General features: G+C 58.8%; 27 protein-coding genes and 1 pseudogene. 13 read left to right on the forward strand and 15 right to left on the reverse strand.

Annotation, left to right across the window (positions count from 1 at the left end; translation table 11 throughout):
• Positions 1-177 precede the first annotated feature (177 nt).
• The 5 genes from ribF (at position 178) to ispH (ending at position 6,138) form a co-directional block, all read left to right on the forward strand.
• Positions 178-1,116, forward strand: coding sequence for a bifunctional riboflavin kinase/FAD synthetase (gene ribF / locus VF673_RS14390; RefSeq protein WP_440292428.1), 939 nt, complete (start codon positions 178-180; stop codon positions 1,114-1,116).
• Positions 1,117-1,125: 9 nt separating this feature from the next.
• Complete coding sequence (gene ileS, locus VF673_RS14395; protein ID WP_440292429.1) at positions 1,126-3,957, forward strand: isoleucine--tRNA ligase; 2,832 nt, start codon at positions 1,126-1,128, stop codon at positions 3,955-3,957.
• Positions 3,950-4,459, forward strand: coding sequence for a signal peptidase II (gene lspA, locus VF673_RS14400; RefSeq protein WP_440292430.1), 510 nt, complete (start codon positions 3,950-3,952; stop codon positions 4,457-4,459). The genes ileS and lspA overlap by 8 nt, the downstream gene beginning before the upstream one ends.
• Positions 4,460-4,700: 241 nt before the next feature.
• Complete coding sequence (gene fkpB / locus VF673_RS14405) at positions 4,701-5,141, forward strand: FKBP-type peptidyl-prolyl cis-trans isomerase (protein WP_440292431.1); 441 nt, start codon at positions 4,701-4,703, stop codon at positions 5,139-5,141.
• Positions 5,142-5,190: 49 nt separating this feature from the next.
• A complete protein-coding gene (gene ispH / locus VF673_RS14410) occupies positions 5,191-6,138 on the forward strand; it encodes a 4-hydroxy-3-methylbut-2-enyl diphosphate reductase (RefSeq protein WP_440292432.1) in 948 nt (315 codons plus the stop codon).
• A gap of 454 nt (positions 6,139-6,592) precedes the next feature.
• Here the strand turns inward: ispH and VF673_RS14415 are convergent, their stop codons facing one another.
• Genes VF673_RS14415 through coaE form a run of 3 tightly spaced genes read right to left on the reverse strand, consistent with a single transcriptional unit; the run spans position 6,593 to position 8,384 of the window.
• Positions 6,593-7,570: a Nudix family hydrolase gene (locus VF673_RS14415; protein WP_440292433.1), complete on the reverse strand. Its 978-nt coding sequence runs from the start codon at positions 7,568-7,570 to the stop codon at positions 6,593-6,595.
• 5 nt (positions 7,571-7,575) lie between these two features.
• On the reverse strand, positions 7,576-7,764 hold the full coding sequence (yacG, locus tag VF673_RS14420; RefSeq protein ID WP_090540474.1) for a DNA gyrase inhibitor YacG: 189 nt from the start codon (positions 7,762-7,764) through the stop codon (positions 7,576-7,578).
• Between the two features lie 2 nt (positions 7,765-7,766).
• Positions 7,767-8,384, reverse strand: a complete 618-nt coding sequence (gene coaE / locus VF673_RS14425; protein WP_090540472.1) for a dephospho-CoA kinase — start codon at positions 8,382-8,384, stop codon at positions 7,767-7,769.
• 140 nt (positions 8,385-8,524) lie between these two features.
• Between coaE and VF673_RS14430 the strand changes: the two genes are divergently transcribed.
• Positions 8,525-8,839, forward strand: coding sequence for a type II toxin-antitoxin system RelE/ParE family toxin (locus VF673_RS14430; protein ID WP_440292434.1), 315 nt, complete (start codon positions 8,525-8,527; stop codon positions 8,837-8,839).
• Between the two features lie 6 nt (positions 8,840-8,845).
• Positions 8,846-9,133, forward strand: a complete 288-nt coding sequence (gene nadS, locus VF673_RS14435) for a NadS family protein (RefSeq protein ID WP_440292435.1) — start codon at positions 8,846-8,848, stop codon at positions 9,131-9,133.
• 449 nt (positions 9,134-9,582) lie between these two features.
• Here nadS and VF673_RS14440 read toward each other — a convergent pair whose 3' ends face one another.
• Genes VF673_RS14440 through pilB form a run of 3 tightly spaced genes read right to left on the reverse strand, consistent with a single transcriptional unit; the run spans position 9,583 to position 13,443 of the window.
• A complete protein-coding gene (locus VF673_RS14440; RefSeq protein WP_440292436.1) occupies positions 9,583-10,455 on the reverse strand; it encodes a prepilin peptidase in 873 nt (290 codons plus the stop codon).
• 3 nt (positions 10,456-10,458) lie between these two features.
• Positions 10,459-11,730: a type II secretion system F family protein gene (locus tag VF673_RS14445; RefSeq protein ID WP_440292437.1), complete on the reverse strand. Its 1,272-nt coding sequence runs from the start codon at positions 11,728-11,730 to the stop codon at positions 10,459-10,461.
• 3 nt (positions 11,731-11,733) lie between these two features.
• Positions 11,734-13,443, reverse strand: a complete 1,710-nt coding sequence (gene pilB, locus VF673_RS14450) for a type IV-A pilus assembly ATPase PilB (protein WP_440292438.1) — start codon at positions 13,441-13,443, stop codon at positions 11,734-11,736.
• A 327-nt stretch (positions 13,444-13,770) separates the two neighbouring features.
• Between pilB and VF673_RS14455 the strand changes: the two genes are divergently transcribed.
• The 4 genes from VF673_RS14455 (at position 13,771) to tnpA (ending at position 16,117) form a co-directional block, all read left to right on the forward strand.
• Positions 13,771-14,310, forward strand: a complete 540-nt coding sequence (locus VF673_RS14455) for a pilin (RefSeq protein ID WP_440292439.1) — start codon at positions 13,771-13,773, stop codon at positions 14,308-14,310.
• A 91-nt stretch (positions 14,311-14,401) separates the two neighbouring features.
• On the forward strand, positions 14,402-15,145 hold the full coding sequence (gene tfpZ, locus VF673_RS14460) for a TfpX/TfpZ family type IV pilin accessory protein (protein WP_440292440.1): 744 nt from the start codon (positions 14,402-14,404) through the stop codon (positions 15,143-15,145).
• Between the two features lie 333 nt (positions 15,146-15,478).
• Positions 15,479-15,649, forward strand: coding sequence for a hypothetical protein (locus VF673_RS14465; RefSeq protein ID WP_440292441.1), 171 nt, complete (start codon positions 15,479-15,481; stop codon positions 15,647-15,649).
• A gap of 192 nt (positions 15,650-15,841) precedes the next feature.
• Entirely contained in the window at positions 15,842-16,117 is a 276-nt protein-coding gene (gene tnpA, locus VF673_RS14470; RefSeq protein WP_440292442.1) for an IS66-like element accessory protein TnpA, read from the forward strand.
• 11 nt (positions 16,118-16,128) lie between these two features.
• Here tnpA and VF673_RS14475 read toward each other — a convergent pair.
• The 9 genes and pseudogenes from VF673_RS14475 to VF673_RS14515 all read right to left on the reverse strand — a co-directional run.
• Positions 16,129-16,341: pseudogene (locus VF673_RS14475) on the reverse strand (transposase domain-containing protein); the annotation flags it as partial.
• A 44-nt stretch (positions 16,342-16,385) separates the two neighbouring features.
• Entirely contained in the window at positions 16,386-16,784 is a 399-nt protein-coding gene (locus VF673_RS14480) for a type IV pilin protein (protein ID WP_440292443.1), read from the reverse strand.
• A complete protein-coding gene (locus VF673_RS14485) occupies positions 16,781-17,107 on the reverse strand; it encodes a PilY2 family type 4a fimbrial biogenesis protein (protein ID WP_440292444.1) in 327 nt (108 codons plus the stop codon). Before VF673_RS14485 ends, VF673_RS14480 begins: the two co-directional genes overlap by 4 nt.
• A 13-nt stretch (positions 17,108-17,120) precedes the next feature.
• The gene (locus tag VF673_RS14490) at positions 17,121-20,591 is read right to left on the reverse strand and encodes a pilus assembly protein (RefSeq protein WP_440292451.1); all 3,471 of its coding nucleotides are present in this window, start codon (positions 20,589-20,591) and stop codon (positions 17,121-17,123) included.
• 13 nt (positions 20,592-20,604) lie between these two features.
• Complete coding sequence (locus tag VF673_RS14495) at positions 20,605-21,258, reverse strand: pilus assembly PilX family protein (protein ID WP_440292445.1); 654 nt, start codon at positions 21,256-21,258, stop codon at positions 20,605-20,607.
• Positions 21,255-22,070, reverse strand: a complete 816-nt coding sequence (locus VF673_RS14500) for a PilW family protein (RefSeq protein WP_440292446.1) — start codon at positions 22,068-22,070, stop codon at positions 21,255-21,257. Before VF673_RS14500 ends, VF673_RS14495 begins: the two co-directional genes overlap by 4 nt.
• Entirely contained in the window at positions 22,067-22,573 is a 507-nt protein-coding gene (gene pilV / locus VF673_RS14505) for a type IV pilus modification protein PilV (RefSeq protein WP_440292447.1), read from the reverse strand. The genes VF673_RS14500 and pilV overlap by 4 nt, the downstream gene beginning before the upstream one ends.
• An 11-nt stretch (positions 22,574-22,584) precedes the next feature.
• On the reverse strand, positions 22,585-23,058 hold the full coding sequence (locus VF673_RS14510) for a GspH/FimT family pseudopilin (protein WP_440292448.1): 474 nt from the start codon (positions 23,056-23,058) through the stop codon (positions 22,585-22,587).
• Between the two features lie 441 nt (positions 23,059-23,499).
• A complete protein-coding gene (locus tag VF673_RS14515) occupies positions 23,500-23,829 on the reverse strand; it encodes a hypothetical protein (protein WP_090540451.1) in 330 nt (109 codons plus the stop codon).
• 225 nt (positions 23,830-24,054) lie between these two features.
• On the opposite strand from VF673_RS14515, the gene VF673_RS14520 reads away from it, so the two are divergent.
• Positions 24,055-25,356, forward strand: a complete 1,302-nt coding sequence (locus tag VF673_RS14520) for a serine hydrolase domain-containing protein (protein ID WP_440292449.1) — start codon at positions 24,055-24,057, stop codon at positions 25,354-25,356.
• A gap of 234 nt (positions 25,357-25,590) precedes the next feature.
• A partial coding sequence (tssI, locus tag VF673_RS14525) for a type VI secretion system tip protein TssI/VgrG (RefSeq protein WP_440292450.1) occupies positions 25,591-26,232 on the forward strand: 642 nt, incomplete at its 3' end.

A 26,232-nucleotide genomic window follows, 5' to 3' on the forward strand; every position in this document is an offset into this window, starting at 1 on the left:
GTCAGCCGGCGGCGGCGGGGTTGCCGGCAACCCGGTTCGCACCGGGGGCGGTGCTCCTACGTGGGGTATGGCCCTGGTACATGGGGTGCAGCCGGGGGCGAAGGCTTACCCCATGACGCCGCCCCTGCTAACCCTGTATACTTGGCGGCTTTGACTTCTCTGCCATTATCGAGCTTTATGGAACTGGTCCGCGGCCTGCACAATCTGCGCTCCCGCCATCGTGGGTGCGTGGCGACAATTGGTAACTATGACGGCGTGCATGCCGGTCATCAGGCCATTCTCAAGCGCCTCAGGGCCCATGCCACCCGTGTCGGGCTGCCCGGCTGCGTGGTGATATTCGAGCCCCAGCCGCGTGAGTACTTCTCGCCGCAAAGCGCACCGCCGCGCCTGACCCGTCTGCGTGACAAGCTGGCACTGCTGGAAGAGCAGGGCGTGGACCGGGTGCTGTGTCTGGCCTTCAACCGCCGCCTGCGCGAACTCAGTGCCGACGAATTCATCCAGCAGGTCTTGATCGATGGCCTCGGCGTACAGCATCTGGAGGTCGGTGACGACTTCCGTTTCGGTTGTGATCGCGCCGGTGACTTCAACCTCCTGAAGCAGTGGGGCCAGCGCACGGGCTTTACCGTCGAGTCCGCCAGTACCGTAGCGGAGAACGGCGAGCGGGTCAGCAGCACCCGGGTGCGTCAGGTGCTGGCCGATGGCGACTTTGCCCAGGCCGAGCGGCTGCTGGGGCGTCCCTTCAGCATCACCGGCCGGGTACTGCATGGCCAGAAGCTCGGACGTCAGCTGGGCGCCCCGACCGCCAACGTGCAGCTCAAGCGTCTGCGGGCGCCGCTGAACGGCGTTTACCGGGTCAGCGTCGAGCTGGATGGAGTCCGCCAACCGGGCGTGGCCAACATCGGCGCCCGCCCGACCGTAGAGGGCGACGGCCGACCGCACCTGGAAGTCCACCTGCTGGACTTCAGTGGCGACCTTTACGGTCGTCGCATCACAGTGGTATTTCATGAAAAACTGCGTGACGAACAGCGTTTCGACTCGCTGCAGGCCTTGCAGGACGCCATCAAGGCTGATTTCGACACCGCTCGTGCCCAATGGGCCGCCGAATTGAACAAGTGAGCCAGGACGATGACTGATTACAAAGCGACGCTGAACCTGCCCGCAACCGACTTCCCGATGAAAGCCGGTCTGCCTACCCGCGAGCCGGAAACCCTGAAACGTCTGGACAGCATCGGTCTCTACCAGAAAATCCGCGAGGTCAGCAAAGGGCGCCCGCAGTTCATCCTGCACGACGGCCCGCCCTACGCCAACGGCAGCATCCATATCGGTCACGCGGTGAACAAGATCATCAAGGACATGATCGTGCGCTCGCGCACCCTGTCCGGCTTCGACGCTCCCTATGTGCCCGGCTGGGACTGCCACGGCCTGCCGATCGAGCACAAGGTCGAAACCACCCACGGCAAGAACCAGCCCGCAGACAAGACCCGCGAACGCTGCCGTGACTACGCTGCCGAGCAGATCGAAGGGCAGAAGGCCGACTTCATCCGCCTCGGCGTACTGGGAGACTGGGACAACCCCTACAAGACCATGGAATTCCCCAACGAAGCGGGGGAGATCCGCGCGCTGGCGAAGATGGTCGAGGGCGGCTTCGTGTTCAAGGGCCTGAAGCCGGTCAACTGGTGCTTCGACTGTGGCTCGGCCCTGGCCGAAGCGGAAGTGGAATATCAGGACAAGAAGTCCGACGCCATCGACGTGGCCTTCGCCGTCGAGGATGCCGACAAGCTGGCCGCGGCCTTCGGTCAGGGCAATCTGGGCAAGCCCACCAGCATCGTCATCTGGACCACCACCCCCTGGACCATTCCCGCCAACCAGGCGCTGAACGTCCACCCCGATTTCATCTATGCCCTGGTCGACACCGGCGAGAAGCAGCTGGTGCTGGCCGAGGAGCTGGTCGAGTCCTGCCTGCAGCGTTACGGCCTGCAGGGCGCCATCACCGCCCGTTGCGAGGGCAGGGCGCTGGAGCACATCCGCTTCCGTCACCCCTTCTACGAGCGCTTCTCTCCGGTCTACCTGGCCGACTATGTGGAGACCGGCGCCGGTACCGGTATCGTTCACTCCTCGCCCGCCTATGGTGAGGACGACTTCCGTACCTGCAAGGCGTACGGCATGGAGAACGACGACATTCTCAACCCGGTACAGAGCAACGGCGTCTACGTCAGCGACCTGCCGTTCTTCGGCGGCCAGTTCATCTGGAAGGCCAACCCGAACATCGTCGCCAAGCTCGACGAAGTCGGCGCGCTGCTCAAGCACGAACCCATCCAGCACAGTTACATGCACTGCTGGCGCCACAAGACTCCGCTGATCTACCGGGCCACCGCCCAGTGGTTCGTCGGCATGGACAAGGTCGCCAAAGACGGCAGCACCCTGCGTGCCCGCGCACTGGATGCCATCGAGCAGACCCAGTTCGTTCCGGCCTGGGGTCAGGCCCGTCTGCACGGCATGATCGCCGGTCGTCCCGACTGGTGTATCTCCCGCCAGCGCAACTGGGGCGTGCCGATTCCCTTCTTCCTGCACAAGGAGAGCGGCGAACTGCACCCGCGCACCGTCGAGCTGATGGAAGAAGTCGCCAAGCGCGTCGAGCAGGAAGGTATTGAAGCCTGGTTCAAGCTGGACGCGGCCGAACTGCTGGGCGACGAGGCCGACCAGTACGAGAAGATCAGCGACACCCTGGACGTGTGGTTCGACTCCGGGACCACCCACTGGCACGTCATGCGCGGCTCGCACCCCATGGGTCACGAGCAGGGCCCGCGTGCCGATCTGTACCTGGAAGGCTCGGACCAGCATCGCGGCTGGTTCCACTCCTCCCTGCTGACCGCCTGCGCCATCGATGGTCACGCGCCCTACCGCGGCCTACTGACCCACGGGTTCGTGGTCGACGAGAACGGCCGCAAGATGTCCAAGTCGCTGGGCAACGTGGTTGCGCCCCAGGAAGTCAACGACAGCCTGGGTGCCGACATCCTGCGCCTGTGGGTATCCTCCACCGATTATTCGGGGGAGATGGCCGTCTCCAAGCAGATCCTGCAGCGTACTGCCGACGCCTATCGCCGTATCCGCAATACCGCCCGCTTCCTGCTGTCGAACCTCAACGGTTTCGACCCGGCCCGCGACGCCCTGACGCCCGAGCAGATGCTCGACCTGGACCGCTGGGCAGTGGACCGCGCGCTGCTGGTACAGCAGGAGATCAGCGAAGCCTACGACACCTACAAGTTCTGGAACGTCTACCAGAAGGTGCACAACTTCTGCGTGCAGGAGCTGGGCGCCTTCTACCTGGACATCATCAAGGACCGCCAGTACACCACGGGTGCCGACAGCACCGCACGGCGCTCCTGCCAGACCGCCATGTACCACATCGCCGAAGCACTGGTGCGCTGGATTGCCCCCATCCTGGCCTTCACTGCCGAGGAAATCTGGCAATACCTGCCCGGCGAGCGCAACGAGTCCGTCATGCTCAACACCTGGTATGAAGGTCTGACCGCACTGCCCGAGGGCAGCGCCCTGGACCGCGCCTTCTGGGATCAGGTGCTGGAGGTGAAGATGGCCGTCAACAAGGAACTGGAAAACCTGCGCAACGCCAAGGTCATCGGCGGCAACCTGCAGGCCGAAGTCACCCTGTACGCCGACGACCAGCTCACCGCCACCTTGAACAAGCTCGGCGACGAACTGCGCTTTGTCCTCATCACCTCCGCCGCACGCGTCGCACCGCTGGCCGAAGCAGGCGAGGGCGCCGTGGACACCGACGTCGCCGGCCTCAAGCTGAGCATCGTCAAGTCCGGCCATGGCAAATGCGTACGCTGCTGGCACTTCCTGCCGGACGTCGGCACCCACGCCAACCACCCGGAACTGTGCGGCCGCTGCGTAACCAACATCGAAGGCCCCGGCGAGGTGCGCAAGCATGCCTGATCTGCGCCGCAGTGGGCTGGTATGGCTTCTGCTCAGCGTTGCAGTCATCGCGCTGGACCTGCTGAGCAAATGGGTCGCCGAGTCGAGCCTGGACCTGTACCAGCAGGTGCCGGTAATCGACGGCCTGTTCAGCTTCACTCTGGCCTACAACACCGGCGCCGCGTTCAGCTTCCTGTCCGACGCCGGCGGCTGGCAGCGCTGGTTCTTCATCGCCATCGCGGTGGGCGTCAGTGGCCTGCTGCTGGTCTGGCTCGCCCGCCTGCCACGCAGCAAATGGCTTGAGTCAGTCGCCCTGGCCTTGATCCTCGGCGGCGCCCTCGGCAACCTGTACGACCGCATAGTGCACGGCCACGTGGTGGACTTCATCCTCGTGCACTGGCAACAGAGCTGGTACTTCCCCGCGTTCAATATTGCCGACAGTGCGATAACGGTAGGGGCGGTGATGCTGATAGCGGACATGTTCCGGCCCAATCGCGCCGAGGGCGGGGCTTCTGCAGCATAAGCCTCATCGGTTTTCCCGGCTCTGGTGCGGTCTGGTTTGTGGGAGATCGGCTTGGTTTGGGAGTACTGTTTGGTTTGTGGGAGCGCCGCTTGGCTGGGGAATGCGGTTTGGTTTGTAGGAGCGTCGCCCCCGGCGCGAAGACCCTCGCCGCAAGGCCCCGGCTCCTGCAGAACAGAGGGCGAGTAATGGGCGGGGAACAGGGGGGCAATGAGTCCCCACCAAAGCAAAACGAGACAAACACATGACCGACATCATCCGTATTGGCCACGACACCGAAGTCACCCTGCACTTCACCCTGAAGCTGCCCAGCGGCGAAGTGGTGGACACCACCACCGGCAAGGCACCCGCCACCTTCAAGGTCGGTGATGGCAGCCTGCTGCCCGGCTTCGAGCAGTCCCTGTTCGGGCTCAAGGCCGGCGACCAGCGCAGCTTCGTGATCGAGCCCGAGCGCGGCTTCGGTCCCGGCAGCCCGCAGAACATCCAGACCATGCCTCGCGACCAGTTCAGCGACATGGAGCTGGAGCACGGCCTGCTGATCATCTTCCGCGATGCCGCCGGTGGTGAAATGCCCGGCGTGGTCAAGGCCATCCACGACCACACCGTGGAAATCGACTTCAATCACCCGCTGGCGGGCAAGGACATCACCTTCGAGGTGGAAATCATTGCGGTGAAGGCTGTCTGAGGTAGAGTAACCAGACGTCCTGTCCAGATCCCAGTATTCGAGGAACAGCATGCAGATCAAACTGGCCAATCCACGCGGCTTCTGTGCCGGCGTCGACCGGGCTATCGAAATCGTCAACCGAGCGCTGGAAGTATTCGGTCCACCGATCTATGTGCGCCATGAAGTGGTGCACAACAAGTTCGTCGTAGAGGACCTGCGCAACCGCGGCGCGGTGTTTGTTGACGAGCTGCATGAGATCCCCGATGACGTCATCGTCATCTTCAGCGCCCACGGCGTTTCCAAGGCCGTGCAGGAGGAGGCCGCAGAACGGGGTCTCAAGGTGTTCGACGCCACCTGCCCGCTGGTCACCAAGGTGCATATGGAAGTACTGCGCTACAGTCGTGACGGCCGCGAGTGCGTGCTGATCGGCCACGCCGGACACCCGGAGGTGGAAGGCACCATGGGCCAGTACGACACCAGCAATGGCGGCACCATCTACCTGGTGGAAAACGAGGACGACGTCGCCCGTCTGCAGGTGAAGGATCCCAACCGCCTGGCCTTTGTCACCCAGACCACCCTGTCCATGGACGACACCGCCAAGGTCATCGACGCGCTGCGCAAGCACTTTCCGGCCATCGAAGGCCCGCGCAAGGACGACATCTGCTACGCCACCCAGAACCGCCAGGACGCAGTCAAGCAGCTGGCCGGCGAATGCGATCTGGTACTGGTCGTCGGCAGCCCCAACAGCTCCAACTCCAACCGCCTGCGCGAACTGTCCGACCGCATGGGCACACCCGCCTACCTGATCGACGGCGCCGACGAGATTCGTCCGGAGTGGCTGGAGGGTGTCAGCACCATAGGCGTCACCGCCGGCGCATCGGCGCCCGACATACTGGTGCAGCAGGTCATCCGGCATCTGCGCGACAGCGGCGCCGACAGCGTCACCGAACTGGCCGGCCGCGAGGAGAACATCGTCTTCAGCATGCCCAAGGAACTGCGGGTAGTGCAGGTCAACTGAGCAGGGTGCAAGGCATATCCCGGGAAGGACGAGCACCAGCTCGTCCACGGAGTTACCGGGGCCTCCCTCATCGAGTCGCATTGGAACGCCGTCCTGGGAGCGACGAGCACCAGCTCGTCCGTGGTGCAGCAGGAGAGCCCGTCCATCGAGCCAGCAAGCGCGCTACGCTGTTCGCACCCGGGGCGGGTGCTCCTACAACGGAGTTTGCCCGTAGGAGCACCGCCTCGGTGCGATTGGGTGTGCCGGTGACTCTGGCGCCGCCGGCGGGGGTTCGCACCCGGGGCGGGTGCTCCTACAAGGCGACGCCAGAGGAAAGTTGGCTCATCGAGTTCGATCGCGGCCCGTGGGCTCGACGTTCCCAGGTAACGTGTTCCCCCGGGGTGTAGCGCACCCGCGCTACGCCAACCCGAGCCGGTGCAACCCTGGGACGGACGAGCACCAGCTCGTCCACCCCTCACCCCCCAGCCAACTCCCACAACTGCCGAATCCCCGTCACTCCCTGCGCCCCAGCCTCAAACGCCTGTGACAGCTCCTGAGGCCCAAGCCCGCCCAACAGGTACACAGGCATGTTCACCGAGTCGATCAGCTCTCTCGCGCGCTCCCAGCCCAAATGGGCAGCGCCGGGGTGGCTCTGAGTGGGCAGCACCGGGGACAGAGTGACAAAATCCACCCCCAGCTCCGCCGCCATGACCAATTCCTCTGCATCGTGGCAGGAGGCGGCAAGTAACACCGGTGCGCTCCCTCTCCCCTCGCGGGAGAGGGTGGGGGAGAGGGGGAGGTTTGAGGCGCCAACAAAGCCCCTCAACTGCCTACCCGTCAAATGCCACCCCACCCCCGGCCATTCCGGCGGCTCATCCCCTTTCAGCATCCACCGAAAGTCCGCCCCGAACCGCTCCAGCACCCGCTCAACCAGTCCACGATACGCACTGCCCGACAACTGGGTCTGGCGCAGCTGCACCAAACGAATCCCAGCCTCCCGGGCACGTTGCAGACCCGCAAAAAGCGCCTGCTCATCGTTCATGTCAGGGGTGATCAGGTAGCATTCGGGCAACTGCGCCGCCCGCACAACAGGCGCATTGGCCGCAGGAAACTCATACTCATCCAGCCCAGCCGCCGTCACCCAGCGCACCGGCTGGCCTTCCGCCCCGTGGGCCTCACCATCAAAACCGGTCACCAACCACACATCCAGGCGAACCGACTTGTCTGGGTAGTCATGACGAATATCCAGCAGGGGCCGGGCATGGGTGACAGTAATCCCCAGCTCCTCACGCAGCTCCCGCACCAGCCCATCAAACCGCTGCTCGCCTTCCTCCAGCTTCCCACCGGGAAACTCCCACAGCCCACCCTGATGAACATGATCAGGACGTTTGGCAATCAGAATACGGCTCTGATCGTCGCGGATGACGGCAGCGATTACGTGAATACGGCGCATCGGGCTCACTGCTTCGGCACATCTTCGGAAAACACATCCTGCTCCAGCTCATCACCGGGAATCACATGCTCCTCCGCGGCCCAGGCGCCCAGATCGATCAGGCGGCAGCGGGGCGAGCAAAAGGGGCGCTCCGGAAAGCTCTCGTCCCAGGTAACCGGCGCCTTGCAGGTGGGGCATTCGACTGTTCTGGTCATGATCATTCTCCTCGTGCCAGTGCCAGGTACTGTTGGTGCAGGGCATCGACCTGCGCATGCAGCGCGGCCAGATCCCGGTCATTCGCGATGACATCGTGGGCATGGCGCAGACGCTCCTCGCGCTGGGCCTGCGCTTTCAGAATGGCGCGCACCTGCTCCTCGGGCACATTGTCCCGCGCCGTGGTACGGGCAATCTGCAGCGCCTCGGGCACATCCACCACCAGCACGCGCCGGGTCATCTGATACTGCCCGGACTCCACCAGCAGGGGCGAGACCAGCAGAGCATAGGGCGAGCGAGCCGAGGCCAGATCGGTGACAATCTCCTCGCGAATCAGCGGGTGCAGCAACTGCTCCAGCCAACGCCGCTCATCCGGCACCTGAAACACCCGCTCACGCAGGGCCGCACGGTTGAGCGAACCATCCTCCTGCAACACCGCATCACCAAAGCGATCGACGATCTTCTGCAGCGCCGGTCGGCCCGGCTCCACCACCACCCGGGACTTGATGTCCGCATCCACCACATGAATGCCATGCGCCTGCTCAAACCGCGCCGCCGCAGCACTTTTGCCACTGCCAATGCCGCCGGTCAGGCCGATGATAAGTCTGTCAGAAAAAGTCATTGCGATACCAACCAGCCCTGCACAGTTCAAAGGGCGTCAGTATACGGAGAAAGGAGGACAGGGGTGTAGCGCCTCTGAAGTGCAGCAACGGGGAGAGTGAAAAGGTTGCGCAATGTACGTCATTGACGTACATTGGTGCCATGATCTTTATTGAAACCCCGGTATTCACCAAGCGACTCCGTGAACTGCTTGACGATGACAGCTATGCGGCGTTGCAGCGTCGTCTGGCGGAAGCGCCGGATATCGGTGACCTGATCGAAGGGACCGGCGGCCTGCGAAAAATACGTGTGTCATCTCACGGCCGGGGTAAACGGGGCGGATCCAGAGTTATCTACTATCACTTTGTGGCAGCCTCGCAGATAGCAATGCTGCTGATCTACCCAAAAAATGAGAAGGATGATCTGACCGCAGAGGAATGCAAGGTGCTCAAACGCATTATCGAGCAGTGGAGGTAAGACGCCATGAGCAAATTCTTTGATGAGCTGTTGGAAAGCGTGCAGCAAATGGACGAAATTCGTCGGGGCGAGCGCCAGCCTTCCCGGGAATTCACCATTGATGCGATGCGAGTAAAAGAAATTCGCAAGGCAACCGGATTGAGCCAGGCCGGGTTCGCGGCGGTGTTGGATGTACAGGTGGGAACACTGCGCAACTGGGAGCAGGGACGGCGTGAGCCGACCGGTCCTGCCAGAGCCCTGTTAAGGGCAATACACAATGATCCGGAGCATGTGTTGCAGGCACTGGCCGAGTAACGGCTACTCAGCAAAACAACTCCCGGGCCGGCTCCTGCACAAAACCGAGCCGCTTGTCGGGCGGCTCTCTCTACGGCCGTAGGGGCACCCGCCGGGACGCCGGACCGCCCCCCGGTGCAAAGAGGCTGGATTTGTATTCGGATCAGGCTTTGGTTCGCACCGGGGCGGTGCTCCTACACGAGTCGAGCCGCTTGCAGGGCACCTGAGGCTCCCCTCCCTACTGTAGGAGCACCCGCCCCGGGTGCGAACGCTCGCCGGCGGCGCCGGAGTCGCCGGCACACCCAATCGCACCGAGGCGGTGCTCCTACGGGCAAACTCCGTTGTAGGAGCACCCACCGGGACGCCGGACCGCCCGGGTGCGAATCATGGCTTGCGGACTCCCGGGCCTCTTCGGTGCGTAGGAGCACCCGCCCCGGGTGCGAATAATGGCCCAAAAAACCTCAAACTCCCTAAAACCCCGCAAACCTCAGATAACTCCCGGTAATCCAATCCCCCCAGATAATGGCAATCCACCCAGCTATCGCCAGATAGGGCCCAAAGGGCAGGGGAGTGGCGTTGGACTCACCACGGCTCTTGAGAATGATGATGCCCAGCACGGCACCCACCAGCGACGACAGCAGAATGGTCAGGGGCAGCACCTGCCAGCCACCCCATGCCCCCAGCATGGCCAGCAGCTTGAAGTCGCCATAACCCATGCCTTCCTTGCCGGTGATCAGCTTGAATACCCAATACACCGTCCACAGGCTCAGATAACCGAACACCGCACCCCAGAGCGCTGAATGGATGTCGGTAAACAACCCGGTACTGTTGATGATCAGCCCCAGCCACAGCATCGGCAACACAATGGAGTCCGGCAGCAGCTGGGTATCGGCATCAATCAGGCTCAGTGAGATCAGTGACCACGTCAGCAGCAACATCGCACCTGCTTCCCAGCCGAAGCCAAACTGCCAAGCCACCACACCACTCAGAACAGCAGTCAGCAGCTCAACCAGCGGATAACGGATGCTGATCCGCTCCCGGCAGTTGCCACAGCGACCGCGCAGCAGCGCATAGCTGATCAATGGCAGATTCTGCCAGGGCTTGATCTCGGCATCGCAGTGAGGGCAATGGGAGTGGGGCAGAATCAGGTTATAGGTGGGTCGATCCGGCTGCACTGCATCGGGATGCAGTATTTCCTCAGCCTGCCGTTTCCAGTCCCGCTCCATCATGAGCGGCAGGCGATGAATCACCACATTGAGAAAGCTGCCCACAATCAGGCCCAGCAGCGCAGCAACCAAAACAAAGGCCAGCACGTGGCTGGCCATATATTCAATGAGATTCATGGGTCAGACGACGGCGCCCAGCTGGAAGATTGGCAGGTACATAGCGATGATCAGGCCGCCGATCAGAACACCGAGAACGGACATGATCATGGGCTCAAGCAGGGTGGTCAGGTTATCCACCTTATTGTCCACCTCTGCCTCGTAGTAGTCGGCCACTTTCTCAAGCATGCCGTCCAGGTTACCCGACTCCTCGCCAATCCCGGCCATCTGAATTGCCAGAGTGGGGAAGACGTTGGTGGTACGCATGGCAAAGTTGAGCTGAGTACCGGCAGAAACGTCACGCTTGATGTCATTGACAGCGTTGTAGAACACCACGTTACCTGCAGCGCCCGCCACAGAATCCAGAGCCTGAACCAGCGGTACCCCCGCAGCAAAAGTGGTCGAGAGTGTTCGCGCATAGCGCGCAACCGCAGCTTCATAGACGATCTGGCCGACAATGGGAGCCTTCAGAAGAGCGCGGTCCTGAGCATCCCCGAAAGGTTTTGATCTCCGGTTGATCTGAGTGTAAGCCCAACCGAGCACGATAAGTCCGACCAAGATAATGAACCACCAGGATTGCAGCCACTCAGACAAGCCGATCACCATCAGCGTAAAGCCCGGAAGGTCAGCACCGAAGTTTGCGAATACCTCCTTGAACTGCGGGACTACCTTAAGCAATAGAATCGCTGTAACCACGACCGCGACGACAATGACCGCGATCGGATAGGTCATGGCCTTCTTGATCTTGGCCTTCAGAGCCTCGGTTTTTTCCTTGTAAGTGGCGATCCTGTCCAGCAGTGCTTCCAAGCGACCCGATTGCTCACCGGACTCGACGAGGCTGCAGAACAGATCATCAAAGTACTGGGGATGCTTCGCCAGCGAGGCAGCCAGAGTATTACCGGCCGCCACGTCTGTCTTGATTTCATTTATCAACTTGGCGAAATTCGGGTTCGAAGTGCCTTCGGCAATGATCTCGAAGGACTGCACGATGGGAACACCCGAGCTCATCATGGTTGCCAGCTGGCGGGTAAAGAACGCAATATCCAGCGGCTTGATCTTCTTGGCACGCCCGCCAAAAAGCGTGGACTTCTTATGGATCTTTGTAACAAGAACGCCCTGCTTGCGCAGATGGGCTTTGACCAGCGCTTGGTTGGTGCCTTGGATTTCACCGGCGACCTTGTTACCTGACCGGTCCTTGCCTTCCCATTTGAACGGATAGACTTTCTCGATCTTGGGCTTTTTAGCCGGTTTGGCCGCGGGCCGGGTAGTCCTTTTAACTGCTGCTTGCTGGGCCATGACTTAATCCTTGGTCACTCGGTTCACTTCCGCCAGGCTGGTGACGCCCTGTTCCACCTTCATCAGGGCGGACTGGCGCAGGTTCCTGAATCCTTCACTCTGGGCGACGTCGGAAATCTGAATGGAGTTGCCGTCTTCCATGATAATGCGTTGCATGGCCGGCGTGATCCTGACGACTTCATAGATCCCGACTCGACCTTTATAACCGTCCTGACAATTTTCGCAACCCACGGGGCCGTAAATCGTTAACCCGCTGGCAATTTTTTCCTCGGTGAAGCCCTCTTCCAGCAACGTTTCGCGTGGCACATCCATCGGCTTTTTGCAGTGTGCGCACAGGCGGCGGGCCAGTCGCTGGGCAATGATCAGGTTGACCGATGTCGCGATATTAAAGGGTGGAACGCCCATGTTGCGCAGACGAGTCAGCGTCTCTGCAGCGCTGTTGGTGTGCAGGGTCGACATCACCATGTGGCCGGTCTGTGCTGCCTTGATCGCGATCTCGGCCGTTTCCAGGTCACGGATCTCACCCACCATGATCACGTCAGGGTCCTGGCGAAGGAAGGCGCGCAGCGCTTGGGCAAAATCCAGGCCCTGCTTGGGGTTGACGTTCACCTGGTTGATACCTTCCAGGTTGATTTCGACCGGGTCTTCGGCCGTGGAAATGTTCCGTTCCATGGTGTTCAGGATATTGAGCCCGGTATACAGAGATACCGTCTTACCCGAGCCGGTAGGGCCGGTCACCAGAATCATGCCCTGGGGCTTGTTCAATGCCTCCAGGTACATCTGCTTCTGGTCATCCTCATAGCCCAGTGCATCAATACCCATCTTGGCGCTGTCCGAGTCCAGAATACGCAGCACGACCTTCTCACCCCACAGTGTGGGCAGAGTGTTGACGCGGAAGTCGATGGACTTGTTTTTGGAGATCTTCAGCTTGATCCGACCGTCCTGCGGCTTGCGTCGCTCGGCCAGGTCCATGGAGGACATGACCTTAAGGCGTGCAGCGAGCTTGGTGCCGAGCTGAACAGGTGGCCGAGCCGCTTCGTGCAAGACGCCGTCCGTTCTGAAGCGTATGCGGTACATCTTTTCGTAGGGCTCGAAGTGCAGGTCTGATGAACCTTTCTTCACCGCATCCAGCAACATCTTGTTGATGAAACGGACGACTGGAGCATCTTCAGTATCCTGGCCGCTGTCACTGCGCTTGTCGTCATCAACGACCGCTTCCACGTCAAGGCCGTCCAGATCGGCGTCTTCCATCTCGCCAAAGCCGGAATTGCCGGCACTGTCCAGATACTTATCGATAGCGATGCGCAGCTTGTCATCTTCAACAACCACCGCATCGGTCATCAGGCCGGTGTTGAACTGGATATCACTCAGGGCCTGCTGATTGGTAGGGTCTGAAAGGGCAAGAAACAGGCGATTGCCGCGCTTGTATAAAGGCAGCACCGAGTGCTGGCGGATCAGCTTTTCACTGACCAGATTCACCTCAGGCTGGCTGTCCCGATCCAAAGCCGCAAGATCCAGATAGGGGTAGCCGAACTCCTCGGCGCAGACCAGAGCCAGGTCGCGCGCCTTGGTCAGCTTGTTTTGCACCAGATAGGTAATGAAGGGGATCTTGTCCTGACTGGCCTGCTTGCTGGCCTTGCCGGCCACCTGGGCATCCAGCAGTTCTTCCTGAACGATTCGCCGGGCCAGGCCGGAGAGAACGGGGGTATCCATAGGTCGATCTCAATTCGGTGTTATATCTTTGGCGACTATAGTACAGCAAGCCCCCGCTGCACAAAGTGGATAGTCAAGAAGGCCCCTGTAGCAGGCCAATAACTGACAAAAAGCGTCACATCTGGACGCGCCAGGTATTACCACCCCGCCCCCTACACCAGCACAACCCCGCCCGCCCACCCCACCCCGCTCTCTGTAGGAGCGCCGCCCCCGGCGCGAATAAGGGTGAGAACACCTGCACCAAGGCATTCACTTGCCAATCTGGCACACAACCTGCTTAACCACTCCCAGCCCTATGGCTAATCTCACAACAAATGGAGTTGAGAAATGAAAACCCAAATGCAAAAAGGTTTTACCCTTATTGAACTGATGATCGTTGTGGCGATTATCGGTATTCTGGCTGCGATCGCTCTGCCTGCCTACCAAGATTACACCGTACGTACTCGTGTAACCGAAGGATTGAACCTGGCGCAGCCTGCTAAAGTAGCAATTGCTACTGAGGGCTCTGCTTCAGCAGCCGATCTCGCACGCGTCGCTACAACATGGAACGCTCAGGCTGGGGGTGACGGTGCTGCCTCTAAGTTTGTAGACAGCGTACTGATCACTGGCGCCTCTGGCTTGATTACCATTACTTATTCCGCGACTGAGGTAGGTGTAGCTTCTGCCGCCAATACCCTGACTCTGACCCCGTGGGTGCGCGACACTGCTGCAGGTCAAGCTCTTTCTGCCGCTCAAGCAGCAGGCGTCACGGGCTCCATCGACTGGGGCTGCGCCTCTACCACCAACGCAACAGCAACAGCGAACGGCATCACTCCCCTGGCAGCAGGTACCCTGCTCGCTAAGTACGCTCCGGCAGAGTGCCGCTAACAGCTATCGGATATCGGGAGTTTCCAGCTCCGGTATAACTGTAGGTATGGAACCCCGGCTTGCCGGGGTTCTTAGTTTAGGAGCTTTGCTGATGCTCATGCTGGGGTCGCGATTTAAAGCTTTTTCCATCCATTTTTTCTTATCTACCTTGACCGCCTTGGCAGCGCTGATATGGGTGTTCTGGATATGGTACCCGCCTCCTCTAGATGAGGCTTTAGGTGTCAAAAGAGTTTTTATAACTGTTGTGTTAGTAGATGTAGTATTAGGTCCGCTCCTCACTTTCCTCGTTTATGACAAACAAAAAAAGAGTTTGTTTTTTGATCTCACAGTAATTGTCACCATACAGATATCTGCTCTTGTATATGGAATATGGGTGCTGGCGGAAGCACGGCCCGCTTGGGTCGTTTTTAATGTAGATCGGTTTGATCTGGTGCAAGTCGCTGATATTGATCGGCGTGATATTGGGCGAGCCGACTTTGAATACCAATCCCCTCCATGGCTTGGTCCAAAGTGGGTGGGGGCGATAAGCGCCAATGATAAGGATCTAAGAAATACCATTCTTTTTGAAGCAGCCCTCGGAGGGCCAGATATTCCCCATCGCCCTTTTCTTTATCGTCCGTTAAGTGAGTTTGAGAGTGCTTTACAAGCTAGAGCATTACCATTAGAGCAATTGGCTAAGTTCAACAGCCAAGAATCTGTAGAAGATGTGGTGGCTCGATGGCCGGATACTACGGGGTGGGTTCCATTGATGGCTAGAGCGGAGCCGATGGTGGTGTTATTAGGTAACAAAAATACTAAGGTTGTTGCTGTCGTTGCCTTGCGTCCATGGGAATAGAGCGGTTAAGGGAGTACATCCTGTGGTGGGGCGGTTAGGATGCCTGAATCACACCGGGCTTCGTGGAGGCCTCAACTTGTAGTGGTCAACTGATTCCGGACAGTGTTTTAAGTTTTTCTTCTGCCACTACCGGTGCGATGTAATGACCCAGTGAAAACCTGCACATGCTAAAGTCGCTTCAGAAATTGGAGTGAAGCATGACGCAAGAACCCGACATCAAGCGCTGGACAGCCAAACGCAAAGCCGAGCTGATCAAGCAGATCTACCGAGGGCAGACTACAGTGCCCGAGGCTGCGCCACTACGATCTCACCCAGCAGGAGATCGAGAAGTGGATGGACGATGCCGAAGCTGGAATGGAAAACGCCCTTAAGGCCAATCCCAAGGATATCGCCGAGCAGTATGAAACCCAGCTGCGCGAACTCCGGGAAGCCTATGGCGAGGCCATGCTGGAGCTCAAGTTCCGAAAAAAGTTGCAGCGCCATCTCGACTCGACCGACGATTGATCGATCAGGTCATGGCCGAGATGGCTGCCCAAGGCGATGTCGTGACGGTGGTGCAGGCCTGCCGCTGGGCCGGTGTGTCCCGCCGCAGTTATTACTATCGGCCTACCAAAGTAACCGTCCGGTGATCCCGTCTTGAGCCTGTCTTCGTAGCCGTCAGGATAGTGTCCACTTATTTTCTAGTGGACACTATTGATGGATTCATTAAGCGTAATCACTCCTAAACGTACACGCCGCCGTTTTTCTCCCGAATTCAAAGCCAGCATCGTTGCTCAGTGCCGTCAGCCGGGCGTCTCCGTGGCCCGTATTGCCCTGGACAATGAGCTCAATGCCAACCTGGTCAGACGCTGGGTCAGTCAGGCACGAGAAGGCGGAGCACCGCTGGCAACCCCCGGCTTCATGCCAATCAACTTGCCCGCCGTCGCACCGTCTCCGGGCGGCCGGTCGGTCTCGAATGCTGGTAATACGTAAGCGTCCGGCGATCACAGGTTGATAGTCGGCTTCCAGTTATGCGGCAGTAACTCGTCGATGGCGCTGTTCTTCTGCGTCGGCAGTCGGCTCAGCACATCTTTCAGATAGGCATAGGGATCATGCCCGTTCAGCTTGGCGGACTGGATCAGGGTCATGATGGCGGCAGCGCGCTGGCCACTGCGTAGCGATCCGGCGAACAACCAGTTGGAGCGGCCGAGCATATATATTCATCTGACCCCGGTTTTCGAACAGGCGGCAAGACCGGTTGTTAGCGCCAGCAATAACTTAGATCATCGGTCCCTGTTTTGGCGCGATCCCCCTTGGCGTTTAAGGATAGCGCCCCACATCTGACGTCTGTAAAGGTCGGTGTTGCGGTCAGTGTGTAGCCGCCATCTCCTGCTGTGTTTGAAATGGTAAGCGTGTACTTGTCTGTGCTTAGCGCTGCGGTGCCGTAAAGCTGAGTTTTGGATGTGGCGTAAGCCGACGCTTGTGTAAAGAACTTCTCTTGCCTGGCCGCTGCGTCGCTCAAGAGTGCTTGCCCGGCGGCGCGGTAGCCGCGCCGGACATGCTCTTGATAACTCGGAAATGCAAGGCTGGCCAGAATGCCGACGATGACAACTACGATCATTACCTCAATCAGAGTGAAACCCTTACTCCGGTATTTCATGGCTGACTCCTCTGATCCTCAGCGGGGAATACATAGATGGAACTAACAGTCGGGGTGCTTCCATCTGATTCGCCGCTGAAGCTGATCAGGCTGCCCAGGTTGATGTAGAAGATGGCTGGGGCGCCATCCAGTGTGGTGCTGTTCGGTAGGTAGTAGGTTTTTTCCTCCTCTGACTCGTCTACCGTAATCAGATTCTTCCCGAGGTCAATCCTGGTAACAACGCCGATTGACTCAAAGCCTGCCGCCAGTAGTGGAGCCGGGAAGGCAAGTGCTGCCCCCAATCCCAAGAGGCAGAGTTTCAATTGGTTTTTTGCCTTCATCATCTTGCTCCCATGATTATTCGGCAGCGTTGCGCCACGTCTGGCGTCCTATGCTGGCAGGATCCGGTGCAATCTCTTCGCAGCTCAGGCCGGTACAGAGTTCAAACTCGCCGCCCGGGCGCTGGCCGATGGTGAGTCCGCCCTCTCCATCCTGGCGAATGCCAGAGACTACACCTTCGCTATTGCCTGCGCCGGGGGTGGTTCTCTCGTTGACAAAGGCGTGGTGAAGAGTGCGACCTCCTGTGTGCGGGTTGACCGCGTAACTCCAGTTTTCCGCGCCGGAGGCGCACGGGTCGCTGTTGGGGATCAGGGTCTGGAAAAAGACAGTCTGTCCCAGGCTCTGCATGCTTTCGATCATCATTTCCTTGCTCATGGACAGGTCAAAATACCAGCCATATTTACCCGGTTGCCAAGTGCCTGTCGGGCTGGTGGGAGGCTGTGCCCAGACAACATCATTACTGGTCAACACCATCTTTCCGTCTGCATTCTTCGTCAAGGTTTGCTGCTGAAGCTCTGCCCGAGTCAGAGTGGCAGGGTGCCTGGCAGAGGCGGTGTTTGCCAACGCCTGGGTGTCCCAGATTCCGTAGATGGCTTGGCTTGTGCCCGCTACGCCGTTCTTATCGCCGTCCTGGTAGTACTTGCCGGTCCCGAACAGAACGAGATAGCCGTATTGTGTTGGATGACGAATGATCGTCGGCGGAGCAGTAATGGGTTTGCCGGAGCGATATAGCGGAGAGCCATTGAATGACACCACGAAGCTGTTGCTCGCAGCCTGGCTTTCTGTTGCCTGACGTGCGAAGGGGGTTGCGTCACTGTGGCGCGGGGCGAGGTTGAAACGCCACATATTGCCTTGCAGGTCACCCGCGTAGGCATAATCCGCGACGCCGTCGACATTCATATCGGCCAGCCGGGGTGTAGATAGTCCGTTGGCTACGCCGTTGGTGCCCGCCACCTCGATACTTTTTGTTAGAGCGCCTGTCTCAAGGTCAATAATAAGCAGGGCTGCTTTGCCGTTCGTATGGTTGGCGCTTTCATATCCATTTCCGGTGACAACTGCCCACCGCCCGTTGTGCAATCTGGCGACCGTTGGTTGCGCAAAGGTATAGCCAAGCCTGACCTCATTGCTCTGAGGGATCTTGCTGTCGTCAAATTCCCAAAGCAGACGTATATCCTCGGGGTTAGTAATGTCCAGAGCAAACAGGCCCTTACCGCCCGCACGCAGGGTGCCAATCAGTACGGTGCGCCATTCATTGTTGATATAAGCGTCTGACACTACGGGCGAGCCATCAACATAAAACTGGTGATTAACCCCTTCATAACTTTTCCCCGTGAGTTTGTGCAGTTTGGGGAATACTGCGGTGGGTATGAAAGCGAAGATTTCCTGCCCGGTATCAGCATCAAAACCATGCAGCATGCCGTCGTTGGCCCCCACATAGACAACGGGTTGCCTTTCTTTGTGGGTTTCGAAAAAAGTAGTGTAAGCGTCGTTGCCTTCTATACGGTTGGCATAGTTGGTTAACAGGCGAGCGCCTCGTACTGCAACCGGCTTGGAGCTGACCATGTCGCCCAGCACGGTACGACGTTGCCGAAAGGTGCTGCTTTCCCTGCTGCGGTCACCTCTCAGGAACTGCAGGCGGTGCTGGGCATTTGAGCTACTGCTTTCGAGTACGTCGTTGTTGTCGGGGTTCTGCCGGAGCCAGTAAGCCAGCGTGCCCGGCGTGCTGCTGTTGCCGGCATTGGCCCAGGTGAATTCTCGTAGGTTGCTGGCGCCTGCTGTCGTCGTGGCCGTCGCGATGTTGATATTTCTCGCGGTGTGGGTCATCGCATCAAGTTGGGTGCGTGCGCTCCACTCTTCGCTTACATTCAGGTCCCAGGTGTTGGTTGCGCTATTCCAGGTCTCATACTTCCTGAACGCTTTCAGGTCACCTGCCCAATTATCTGAGCTGGAGTACGAGGTCTGGTACGACAGGCTTTCAACAGAGGTATCGTCCGCAACAAAGCCGGACGAAATGGCGGGGCTCGATGCGGAAGTCGTACGGTCGGCGATACGCCCGAGAATGGTGCTGAACGCGAGCACGAGAGCCTCGGGAGAGTCCGCGCTGAAGAATTCACCTCGGGAGTTAATGGCCGCGTGCCACATGTCGTAAACGTTATTGGCATTATCGTTGCTTACCGCGGGCCAACTCTTCCCGTTGCTGCCCATGTACATCAGCTCGTTGAAGTTGGCGAAGGTACTTCCGCCCCAGGTGGGATAGCTGGAGTTGGTCAGCGCGTTGGACAAGCCAAGGCCGACAGTATAGTTGACCATGTGTTGCCAGGTCGCCGGGTTGTTCCGAGGGTCGTTATATTGGAGGGTGGCATTCGTGCTTTTGAAGGGGATATAGGGCTTCACATCGTTTGCCATCGATGGACGCAAATCCGTAGACCAATAATGATAAGCCCAGTCTGCCAGTGTATTGGCATGGTTGTCCTTGTAAGGAGCAGGGAGCGAACCATCGTGGTTGGTCGAGCCTGAAGGTTGATTGTTCCAATAGCCGTCGCTCATGAGGATATGGTAACTGCTGCGGCAAGCAAGACCGTTTCCATCCCCGTTGTAGGCTAGGTTATTACCGCTGAGGAAGTCTCCGGCACGCTTCATCGCACGGTGCAATGGGGTTCCACCGGAATAGGGTAGTGTCCTGAGCCATGAGAAAAAGTTGACCCTATGCTGCCCGCTGAAGCGAGCCATAGTATTGTTGTTGCAGTTACCGCTGCTGCTGCCAGTGCCAATGTTACATGTATTTAATGCACCCCAGGTTACGCGGACATCATTCGGTAGTCCGTAGAAAGCCAGGTTGATGGCTGAACGTGTAGCGAGAAAGCGGGTGCGATAAAACGAATACCAGATGGCAAAATTTTCTTCCTGATCAGCAGGCAGAGAAACATGTGTATAGCAGTTGTTGTTGCTGCTTATATTTGGGGCAGCTGGACAGTTGGGGCCTTGGTTGTATTGGTAATAATGAGCGCGAGTCCTGCCACTATTGCAACTTAATCCAGTTGGACAGGATTGGATAAATGATGTTGCACTGCTCCAAGATAAACGATAGTCCTTACTTAGATTGACTCTGGTACCGGACTGAGCAAACCCATCGTTATAGGCATTCGTGAAGATGGGTGTGGGATAGTCTTCCACCACAACAGAGCCGTTTACCAAGCTGACCTTTTTGGGGATGAAATAGGTGGCGTCTGGATTGTAGTAAAGCGGATTATATGTATGCGAGCGGGCAGCACGTCGGCCAGAGCTGCCGCTTATATCATCTGGTGCATATGCTCTTGCCATACTCCCCGAGTCGTCCAGGGTGACCAGAATATTTGGTGGTACGCCCTCAGTGAGCGACAGCGGTTGCTGGGAGACGTTGGCATACAGGCTGAATGGTGTCGTGAGAATACCAGCGGCAAGCACGCCGCTTATCAGGGATTTGCCCATGAAGTAAGAAGGTAGACGGATCATGGTTGTATCCTCAGTTGTTCAGGCCAAGATAGACATTGGCGACGGTAGATTGTGTTGCGGTGGTGTTGACGCGGCCGTTTACCAAGTAGAAGAAAGTGCCCCGTCCTTCACCTGCTGCGCCGTACTCTACGTTGATCGGAACGTTCTCAGCGGGCCCACCCGTGATAAGGTAGGTGTTCCACCCAGCGTCTGCCCCGGTCATGGCTGTAGTGGCCTCATTCGTATCTCGTCCTCTGTAAGGCATCCACGCAAGACCTGTACGGGAGACCGGATTAAGGTACGTATCCTTGTTGGCTTCCGTCAGCACTGCGGGATTCTGAACGAACTGCTGGAGCCTGCTGCTTGGTGTCGTGACCAAGGACAACAGACAAGGCTTGTTCAGGTAACGATCATTCAATTCATTGTCGATGTGGCAATTGGCAGCGTTCGGCTCTAGTTTGTCACGTAGATAGGCTGGGCCATAGAAACGGTATTCCGCTTCACGCAGGGTGGCGTCTGCTGCGTCATCCAGCTTCGTAGCAGACATGCGGCTGTTGGTCAGGCGGGACTCAAGAGTGACTCCACGCATTGTGCTGATACTGAGAACTGTCAGAATCAACAGCATTATCAGTGCAACCAGAAGGACTGCGCCGGTTTGTTTTCTCGGTGGTTGAGCAGGCGTCATGGCATGTAGTTCCTGAGTGTCTGGGTGCTTTGTGTTATTTGATAGAGACGGTTCCTATCATTGGTAGTTAAGCGGGCAGCATTGTTTATCTCATCCAGCCATCTGGTAAGAATTGGCGAGTTGCTGCCAGGAATCCGGCGGTTGGGTTCGCTTGCCAGGAGAACAGAGTAGCGAACTGCTCGAATGATGCCTGTACCGTTGGTGCCGTAGGATGTGATGCGCTTATCCATGACATCGTTTGGTCCGTACCCGAAATCAACAGAAAAGTCAGCGACGTTTGATACCAAATCAATAAACTGGGAGCCGGCAATCATAATATTTCTACATTGCAACGTACCTTGGTGCAGTTGCGTTGCATCTGCAGGGGGGGCGTACCTGAATGCCAGAATTACCAACTTGTCCTGGGGAGGGTTAGTGAAGACCTCCGAGTCATCGAAGACTGCGGCTGCGCTGCCTGTACAGTCCAGCTCACCGCTAGTCATGGGCTGGTAGCGGATGCAAAAGCCCTGAGGGGCCGTGGTAACCACCTGCCCTCTCGCGAACTCTGCACAGTTGGCATCTGCAGCCCTTCGAGGAAATGCTGTCTCAATAAGCGTATCCGGCGTGCGACGATATCCGGCACGCTTCAGATAGCCGTTAAGCAGCAGCTCAGCAAAACGGGCATTTTCCAGGTTGCTGACCTGGCTGGATTGGAACGAGTGATGTGTTCTGTTATCCAAAAAGATCTGGGTGACTGCAAGAATCAAGAAAGTGCTCAAGAGCAACGCGACCATCAGCTCAATGAGGGAAAGTCCGTTTTGTCGGGAGGTCATATTTCTACCCTCGTGAAGAAGTTGCATTGACCGTCGCAGTATGCGTCTCGCCCTTGCCAGGAAATACGGATTTCCAGCATGGAGCCCTTTTCGTCACAGTCCTCTGGTGTAGAGCTGCGACAGACACTGTAGGAGGCGCCGGGGAGTGCGTTTTGAAGCTGTTGCACCCACGCGTCACGTAGAGTGGTGGCCCTTGTAGTGGCGTTGGGGTCGCCGGTACATCCCCCTGTAGCAGTTGCGCCGTAGAAGAGTGAGGTGGATTTCAGCTCTTCGGCCATCGGGGTGACGGGGGGGACTTTCTCGTAGATAGCGCATGGGTTGGCCCGCATTATCTCAATCAGTTGCTCCGATAACGTCATTGCCGTATTGCGCTCGACTGCATCCTGGGTGTACTGAATGCTGCGACTTTGCATGGCAACTACGCCCAGGATGCCGATTGCTGTCAGCAATATGGTGATCAATACTTCCAAGAGGCTGAAGCCTTTCAGATCTTTCTGGTTCACGATCAGACTCCTTATGGCGTGCAGTTGGTCAATGCTGTGCCGGATTTGTTCTGCTTGCCTCTTGGGTAGAGCTGCGTAACGCCGCTGGCCATCACTTCTATGAGGAATCCTGTGCCTGGATCATTATCCTTGCAGATGGTGAAGCGAGCCGATGGGCTGGTGCCATTAGCACGGAACAGCGTAGCTGTGCCTGACAGATTGGTGCGGACGGAGGCATTTGGGTTGGAGCTGGTGAAGGTGCGTTCGAGGGTGCCAGCTTTCAATAACCATTCGCCTGCACTCACATCGAGAGTGACCGGTTGGCGGCGGGAGGCGGCTTCAGCCCTGGCGTACTGCAGAAAGTCGTGGAGCTCGTCGGCCTTTGCCTGTAGCTGATTATTACGAATCAATGAGCTGTAAGAGGGGACTGCTACGAGGGCGACGATTGCCAAAATGGCTACTATCACCATCAACTCCACCAAGGTAAATCCTTTAACACGAGTCATCCGTCACCCTCCTTTCAGTGCCTGCACTATATGTTGGCTTTCCGACAAGATGGAGTTTATCGCGATGACCGGTTGTTTATCGGGGACGAATCGTCATTTCGGGAATTTTTATTGTGATTTCAAGGGGGTGTCGGGCGGAGGGATGGTTCGCACCCGGGGCGGGTGCTCCTACGGTTAAGGGGGAGTTCGGTTTTGTGGTGGGGGCACTGCCGGGGCGTGGGGCCGCTTGGTGCGAAGGGGGTGGGTATTGATTCGCACCCGGGGCGGGTGCTCCTACGGTCCGGGGGGGGATTCGGTTTTTTGGTGGGGGGGCAATGCCGGGTCGTGGGGCCGCTTGGTGCGAAGGGGGTTGGCATTGATTCGCACCCGGGGCGGGTGCTCCTACGGTCCGGAGGTGAATTCGGTTTTTTGGTAGGAGCGGGTGTTGGTGTCTGCCTCTGATCAGTCCAGATCGTCCAGGGTGACTGTGATGTCCTGGCGCGATACGTCGACTTTCCAGAAGGTATAGGTGTCACCGTCCTCGTCCTTCAGCTGGATGTCGAAGATGGGGCTGTTGTATCCGCGCAGGTTGACCCTTTGGGTGGTGCCGTTGCGCATTACGTCATTGCCCAGTACGTCTTCTTCCCAGCTCTTGGATTTGGCGGGGCTGACGTACATGTACATGATGGTGTAGCCGGTGCGGTTGGTGATGTCCACGTAGTAGTCGGCGGCAAGGGCGGTGCTGGCGAACAGCATGATCAGGGCGGCAAGAGCCAGTCGGTAGAGGCGCATATGGATAAGTCCTTTTGGTCAGACAGGTTACCCGGGTGGGCGGTTGGGTTCTCTTGGTTGGGGTCGGCGCAATTGAAGCACAAATGCTTGAGACTGGTATAGCACAATGGTGCAAGATTGCCTTTCATTCAGCGGGTCGATTTGCTGCGCTGAGGCTGGCGATATTCGGGCGGGGCGGATAGTCTCGATTGGACGAACAATAACAAGAATTCAGCGAGCAGCATCATGATCAAATCAACAATATTGGGGGTGACCTTGGCTTCCTTACTGATTTCCGGCCAGGCTGGTGCGGTGGAGCTTCCCGATCCCGCGTCGGTGCGTACCGATCGTCTGCAACTGATGCAGGGCTTCCCTCCTGCGGCAGACAAGCAGATTACCCAGGCCTCCTTCATGCGGCCGTATCCGAACCCGCGCTGGAGCTTCCACCATGCCCGGGAGTTCTTTCCGTCCCGCCGGGTGGCCCGGGGGAACGAGGGTGTCTACATGCTGCCCCGTGCCGAGGGGCAGGAGCAGCGCATTGCTGATCTGACCTTCACCGGGCCCGAGGGCCGGGAGATGACCTTCCAGCAGTATCTGGATGAGACCTATGTGGACGGCGTGCTGATCATGCAGCGCGGCAAGGTGCTGTTCGAGCAGTACCAGCCGGGGGTGGACGAGAGCGAGCCGCACATTCTCTGGTCGGTGACCAAATCCGTGGTGGGCCTGCTGGCCACCCAGCTGCTCGCCGAGGGGGCGCTGGACCCGGAGGCGCTGGTCACCAGTTATGTACCCGAGCTGGCGGAGAGCGGCTGGAAGGGCGCGACCGTGCAGCAGGTGCTGAACATGACCGCAGATATCGATTACAGCGAGGTCTATGCCGATCGCAACTCGGATGTGGTCAAGTATTCCCTGGCGGCTGGCATGGCACCGGCGCCCCAGGACTATGCCGGGGCCGGGGATCTGTACAGCTATCTGCCCACCATAGGCGCGGGGCCGGATGAACACGGCGTTGCCTTCCGCTACCGCACTACTCATACCGAGGTGCTTGGCTGGATTCTGCGCCGGGTAACGGGGCTGTCGACCGCAGCGCTGATCGAACAGCGGATCTGGAGCAAGCTGGGTGCCGAGCAGGATGGCTACATGTTGCTGGACGCCAAGGGCGCGGAATGGGCGGGCGCCGGCTTCAACGTCACTCTGCGTGATCTGGCCCGCTTTGCCGAGATGGTGCGTCTGGAAGGCAAGTTCAATGGTCAGCAGGTGATCAGCCCCGAGGTGATCCGCACTATCCGTGAGGGGGCCGACCGGGAGGCGTTCAAGGCGGCGGGGCGGGATTATCAGCCGGGCTACTCCTACCGCAACCAGTGGTGGATCAGCCACAATCCCGACGGCGCCTTCGAGGCAATGGGTGTTCATGGCCAGATGATTCATATCAACCCGGCGGTGGGTCTGGTGATGGTGCGGCTGTCGTCCCACCCGATTGCCAGCAGCGGCCAGACCATGCCCTACACCATTCCGGCCATGGCGGCGCTGGCGGATCTGTTGCGTTAGGCTGGCTTTCAGCCGTAGGGGCGCGAGGGGCGGGCCAATGGTCTGCCCCTTGCCGCGGCGCACTATGCAGTAGCCCCTGCCCGGGGTGAAAATGCAGCACGCGGTCTGCCGCTGATTGGCAGCCGACTGCTCATAATGCCGACTCGCTCACAGCGAGCGGTGACGCGATAGGGAATAATGCCCGGGCCGTAGTTCGCTGTAACGGCAACACCGTTACTGAACAAGGACCTGCGGATGTTTTCCCCCGCCAATGAAGCCCACTTCACCCTGGACCTGCCCGGCCTTGAGCACGACTTTCGGGTGCTGTCGTTCCGCGCTCACGAAGCCATCAGCCAGTGCTACCGCATCGAACTGCAGCTGGTCAGTGACCAGCCGGACCTGGATCTGGAGGCCCTGCTGCAGCGCAATGTCTGGCTGGGTATTCAGCATGGCGAAGGCGAGGGCACCGGCCTGCACGGCCTGATCCACCACGCCGCCATCGGCGAGGCCGGCAAGCGCCTGACCCGCTACCGCCTGGAGCTGGTACCCCACCTGCACTACCTGGGCCTGCGCCACAACCAGCGCATCTTCCAGCACCTGACGGTGCCCCAGATCATCAGCCGGGTACTGGCCGATCACGGTATCCAGAGCGATGCCTACAGCTTCCAGCTGGGCAGCGAGTATCCCGAGCGCGACTACTGCACCCAGTACGACGAGACCGACCTGCACTTCATCCAGCGCCTGTGCGAGGAAGAGGGCATCCACTACCACTTCCGCCACAGCCCGGACGGGCATCACCTGGTGTTCGGCGACGACCAGACGGTGTTCCCGCGACTGGCGCCCACCGGCTTTGATCAGGGCAACGGCATGGTCGCCGATGAGCCGGTGATCAAGCGC

The organism is Halopseudomonas sp. Lyrl_26 (assembly GCF_051948695.1).
Taxonomy (GTDB): domain Bacteria; phylum Pseudomonadota; class Gammaproteobacteria; order Pseudomonadales; family Pseudomonadaceae; genus Halopseudomonas; species Halopseudomonas formosensis.

Coding starts and splice junctions, on each gene's coding strand:
- ribF (WP_440292428.1), top strand. CDS start 178: ATGGAACTGGTCCGCGGCCTGCACAATCTGCGCTCCCGCCATCGTGGG.
- ileS (WP_440292429.1), top strand. CDS start 1,126: ATGACTGATTACAAAGCGACGCTGAACCTGCCCGCAACCGACTTCCCG.
- lspA (WP_440292430.1), top strand. CDS start 3,950: ATGCCTGATCTGCGCCGCAGTGGGCTGGTATGGCTTCTGCTCAGCGTT.
- fkpB (WP_440292431.1), top strand. CDS start 4,701: ATGACCGACATCATCCGTATTGGCCACGACACCGAAGTCACCCTGCAC.
- ispH (WP_440292432.1), top strand. CDS start 5,191: ATGCAGATCAAACTGGCCAATCCACGCGGCTTCTGTGCCGGCGTCGAC.
- VF673_RS14415 (WP_440292433.1), bottom strand. CDS start 7,570: ATGCGCCGTATTCACGTAATCGCTGCCGTCATCCGCGACGATCAGAGC.
- yacG (WP_090540474.1), bottom strand. CDS start 7,764: ATGACCAGAACAGTCGAATGCCCCACCTGCAAGGCGCCGGTTACCTGG.
- coaE (WP_090540472.1), bottom strand. CDS start 8,384: ATGACTTTTTCTGACAGACTTATCATCGGCCTGACCGGCGGCATTGGC.
- VF673_RS14430 (WP_440292434.1), top strand. CDS start 8,525: ATGATCTTTATTGAAACCCCGGTATTCACCAAGCGACTCCGTGAACTG.
- nadS (WP_440292435.1), top strand. CDS start 8,846: ATGAGCAAATTCTTTGATGAGCTGTTGGAAAGCGTGCAGCAAATGGAC.
- VF673_RS14440 (WP_440292436.1), bottom strand. CDS start 10,455: ATGAATCTCATTGAATATATGGCCAGCCACGTGCTGGCCTTTGTTTTG.
- VF673_RS14445 (WP_440292437.1), bottom strand. CDS start 11,730: ATGGCCCAGCAAGCAGCAGTTAAAAGGACTACCCGGCCCGCGGCCAAA.
- pilB (WP_440292438.1), bottom strand. CDS start 13,443: ATGGATACCCCCGTTCTCTCCGGCCTGGCCCGGCGAATCGTTCAGGAA.
- VF673_RS14455 (WP_440292439.1), top strand. CDS start 13,771: ATGAAAACCCAAATGCAAAAAGGTTTTACCCTTATTGAACTGATGATC.
- tfpZ (WP_440292440.1), top strand. CDS start 14,402: ATGCTCATGCTGGGGTCGCGATTTAAAGCTTTTTCCATCCATTTTTTC.
- VF673_RS14465 (WP_440292441.1), top strand. CDS start 15,479: ATGGACGATGCCGAAGCTGGAATGGAAAACGCCCTTAAGGCCAATCCC.
- tnpA (WP_440292442.1), top strand. CDS start 15,842: ATGGATTCATTAAGCGTAATCACTCCTAAACGTACACGCCGCCGTTTT.
- VF673_RS14480 (WP_440292443.1), bottom strand. CDS start 16,784: ATGAAATACCGGAGTAAGGGTTTCACTCTGATTGAGGTAATGATCGTA.
- VF673_RS14485 (WP_440292444.1), bottom strand. CDS start 17,107: ATGATGAAGGCAAAAAACCAATTGAAACTCTGCCTCTTGGGATTGGGG.
- VF673_RS14495 (WP_440292445.1), bottom strand. CDS start 21,258: ATGACGCCTGCTCAACCACCGAGAAAACAAACCGGCGCAGTCCTTCTG.
- VF673_RS14500 (WP_440292446.1), bottom strand. CDS start 22,070: ATGACCTCCCGACAAAACGGACTTTCCCTCATTGAGCTGATGGTCGCG.
- VF673_RS14510 (WP_440292448.1), bottom strand. CDS start 23,058: ATGACTCGTGTTAAAGGATTTACCTTGGTGGAGTTGATGGTGATAGTA.
- VF673_RS14515 (WP_090540451.1), bottom strand. CDS start 23,829: ATGCGCCTCTACCGACTGGCTCTTGCCGCCCTGATCATGCTGTTCGCC.
- VF673_RS14520 (WP_440292449.1), top strand. CDS start 24,055: ATGATCAAATCAACAATATTGGGGGTGACCTTGGCTTCCTTACTGATT.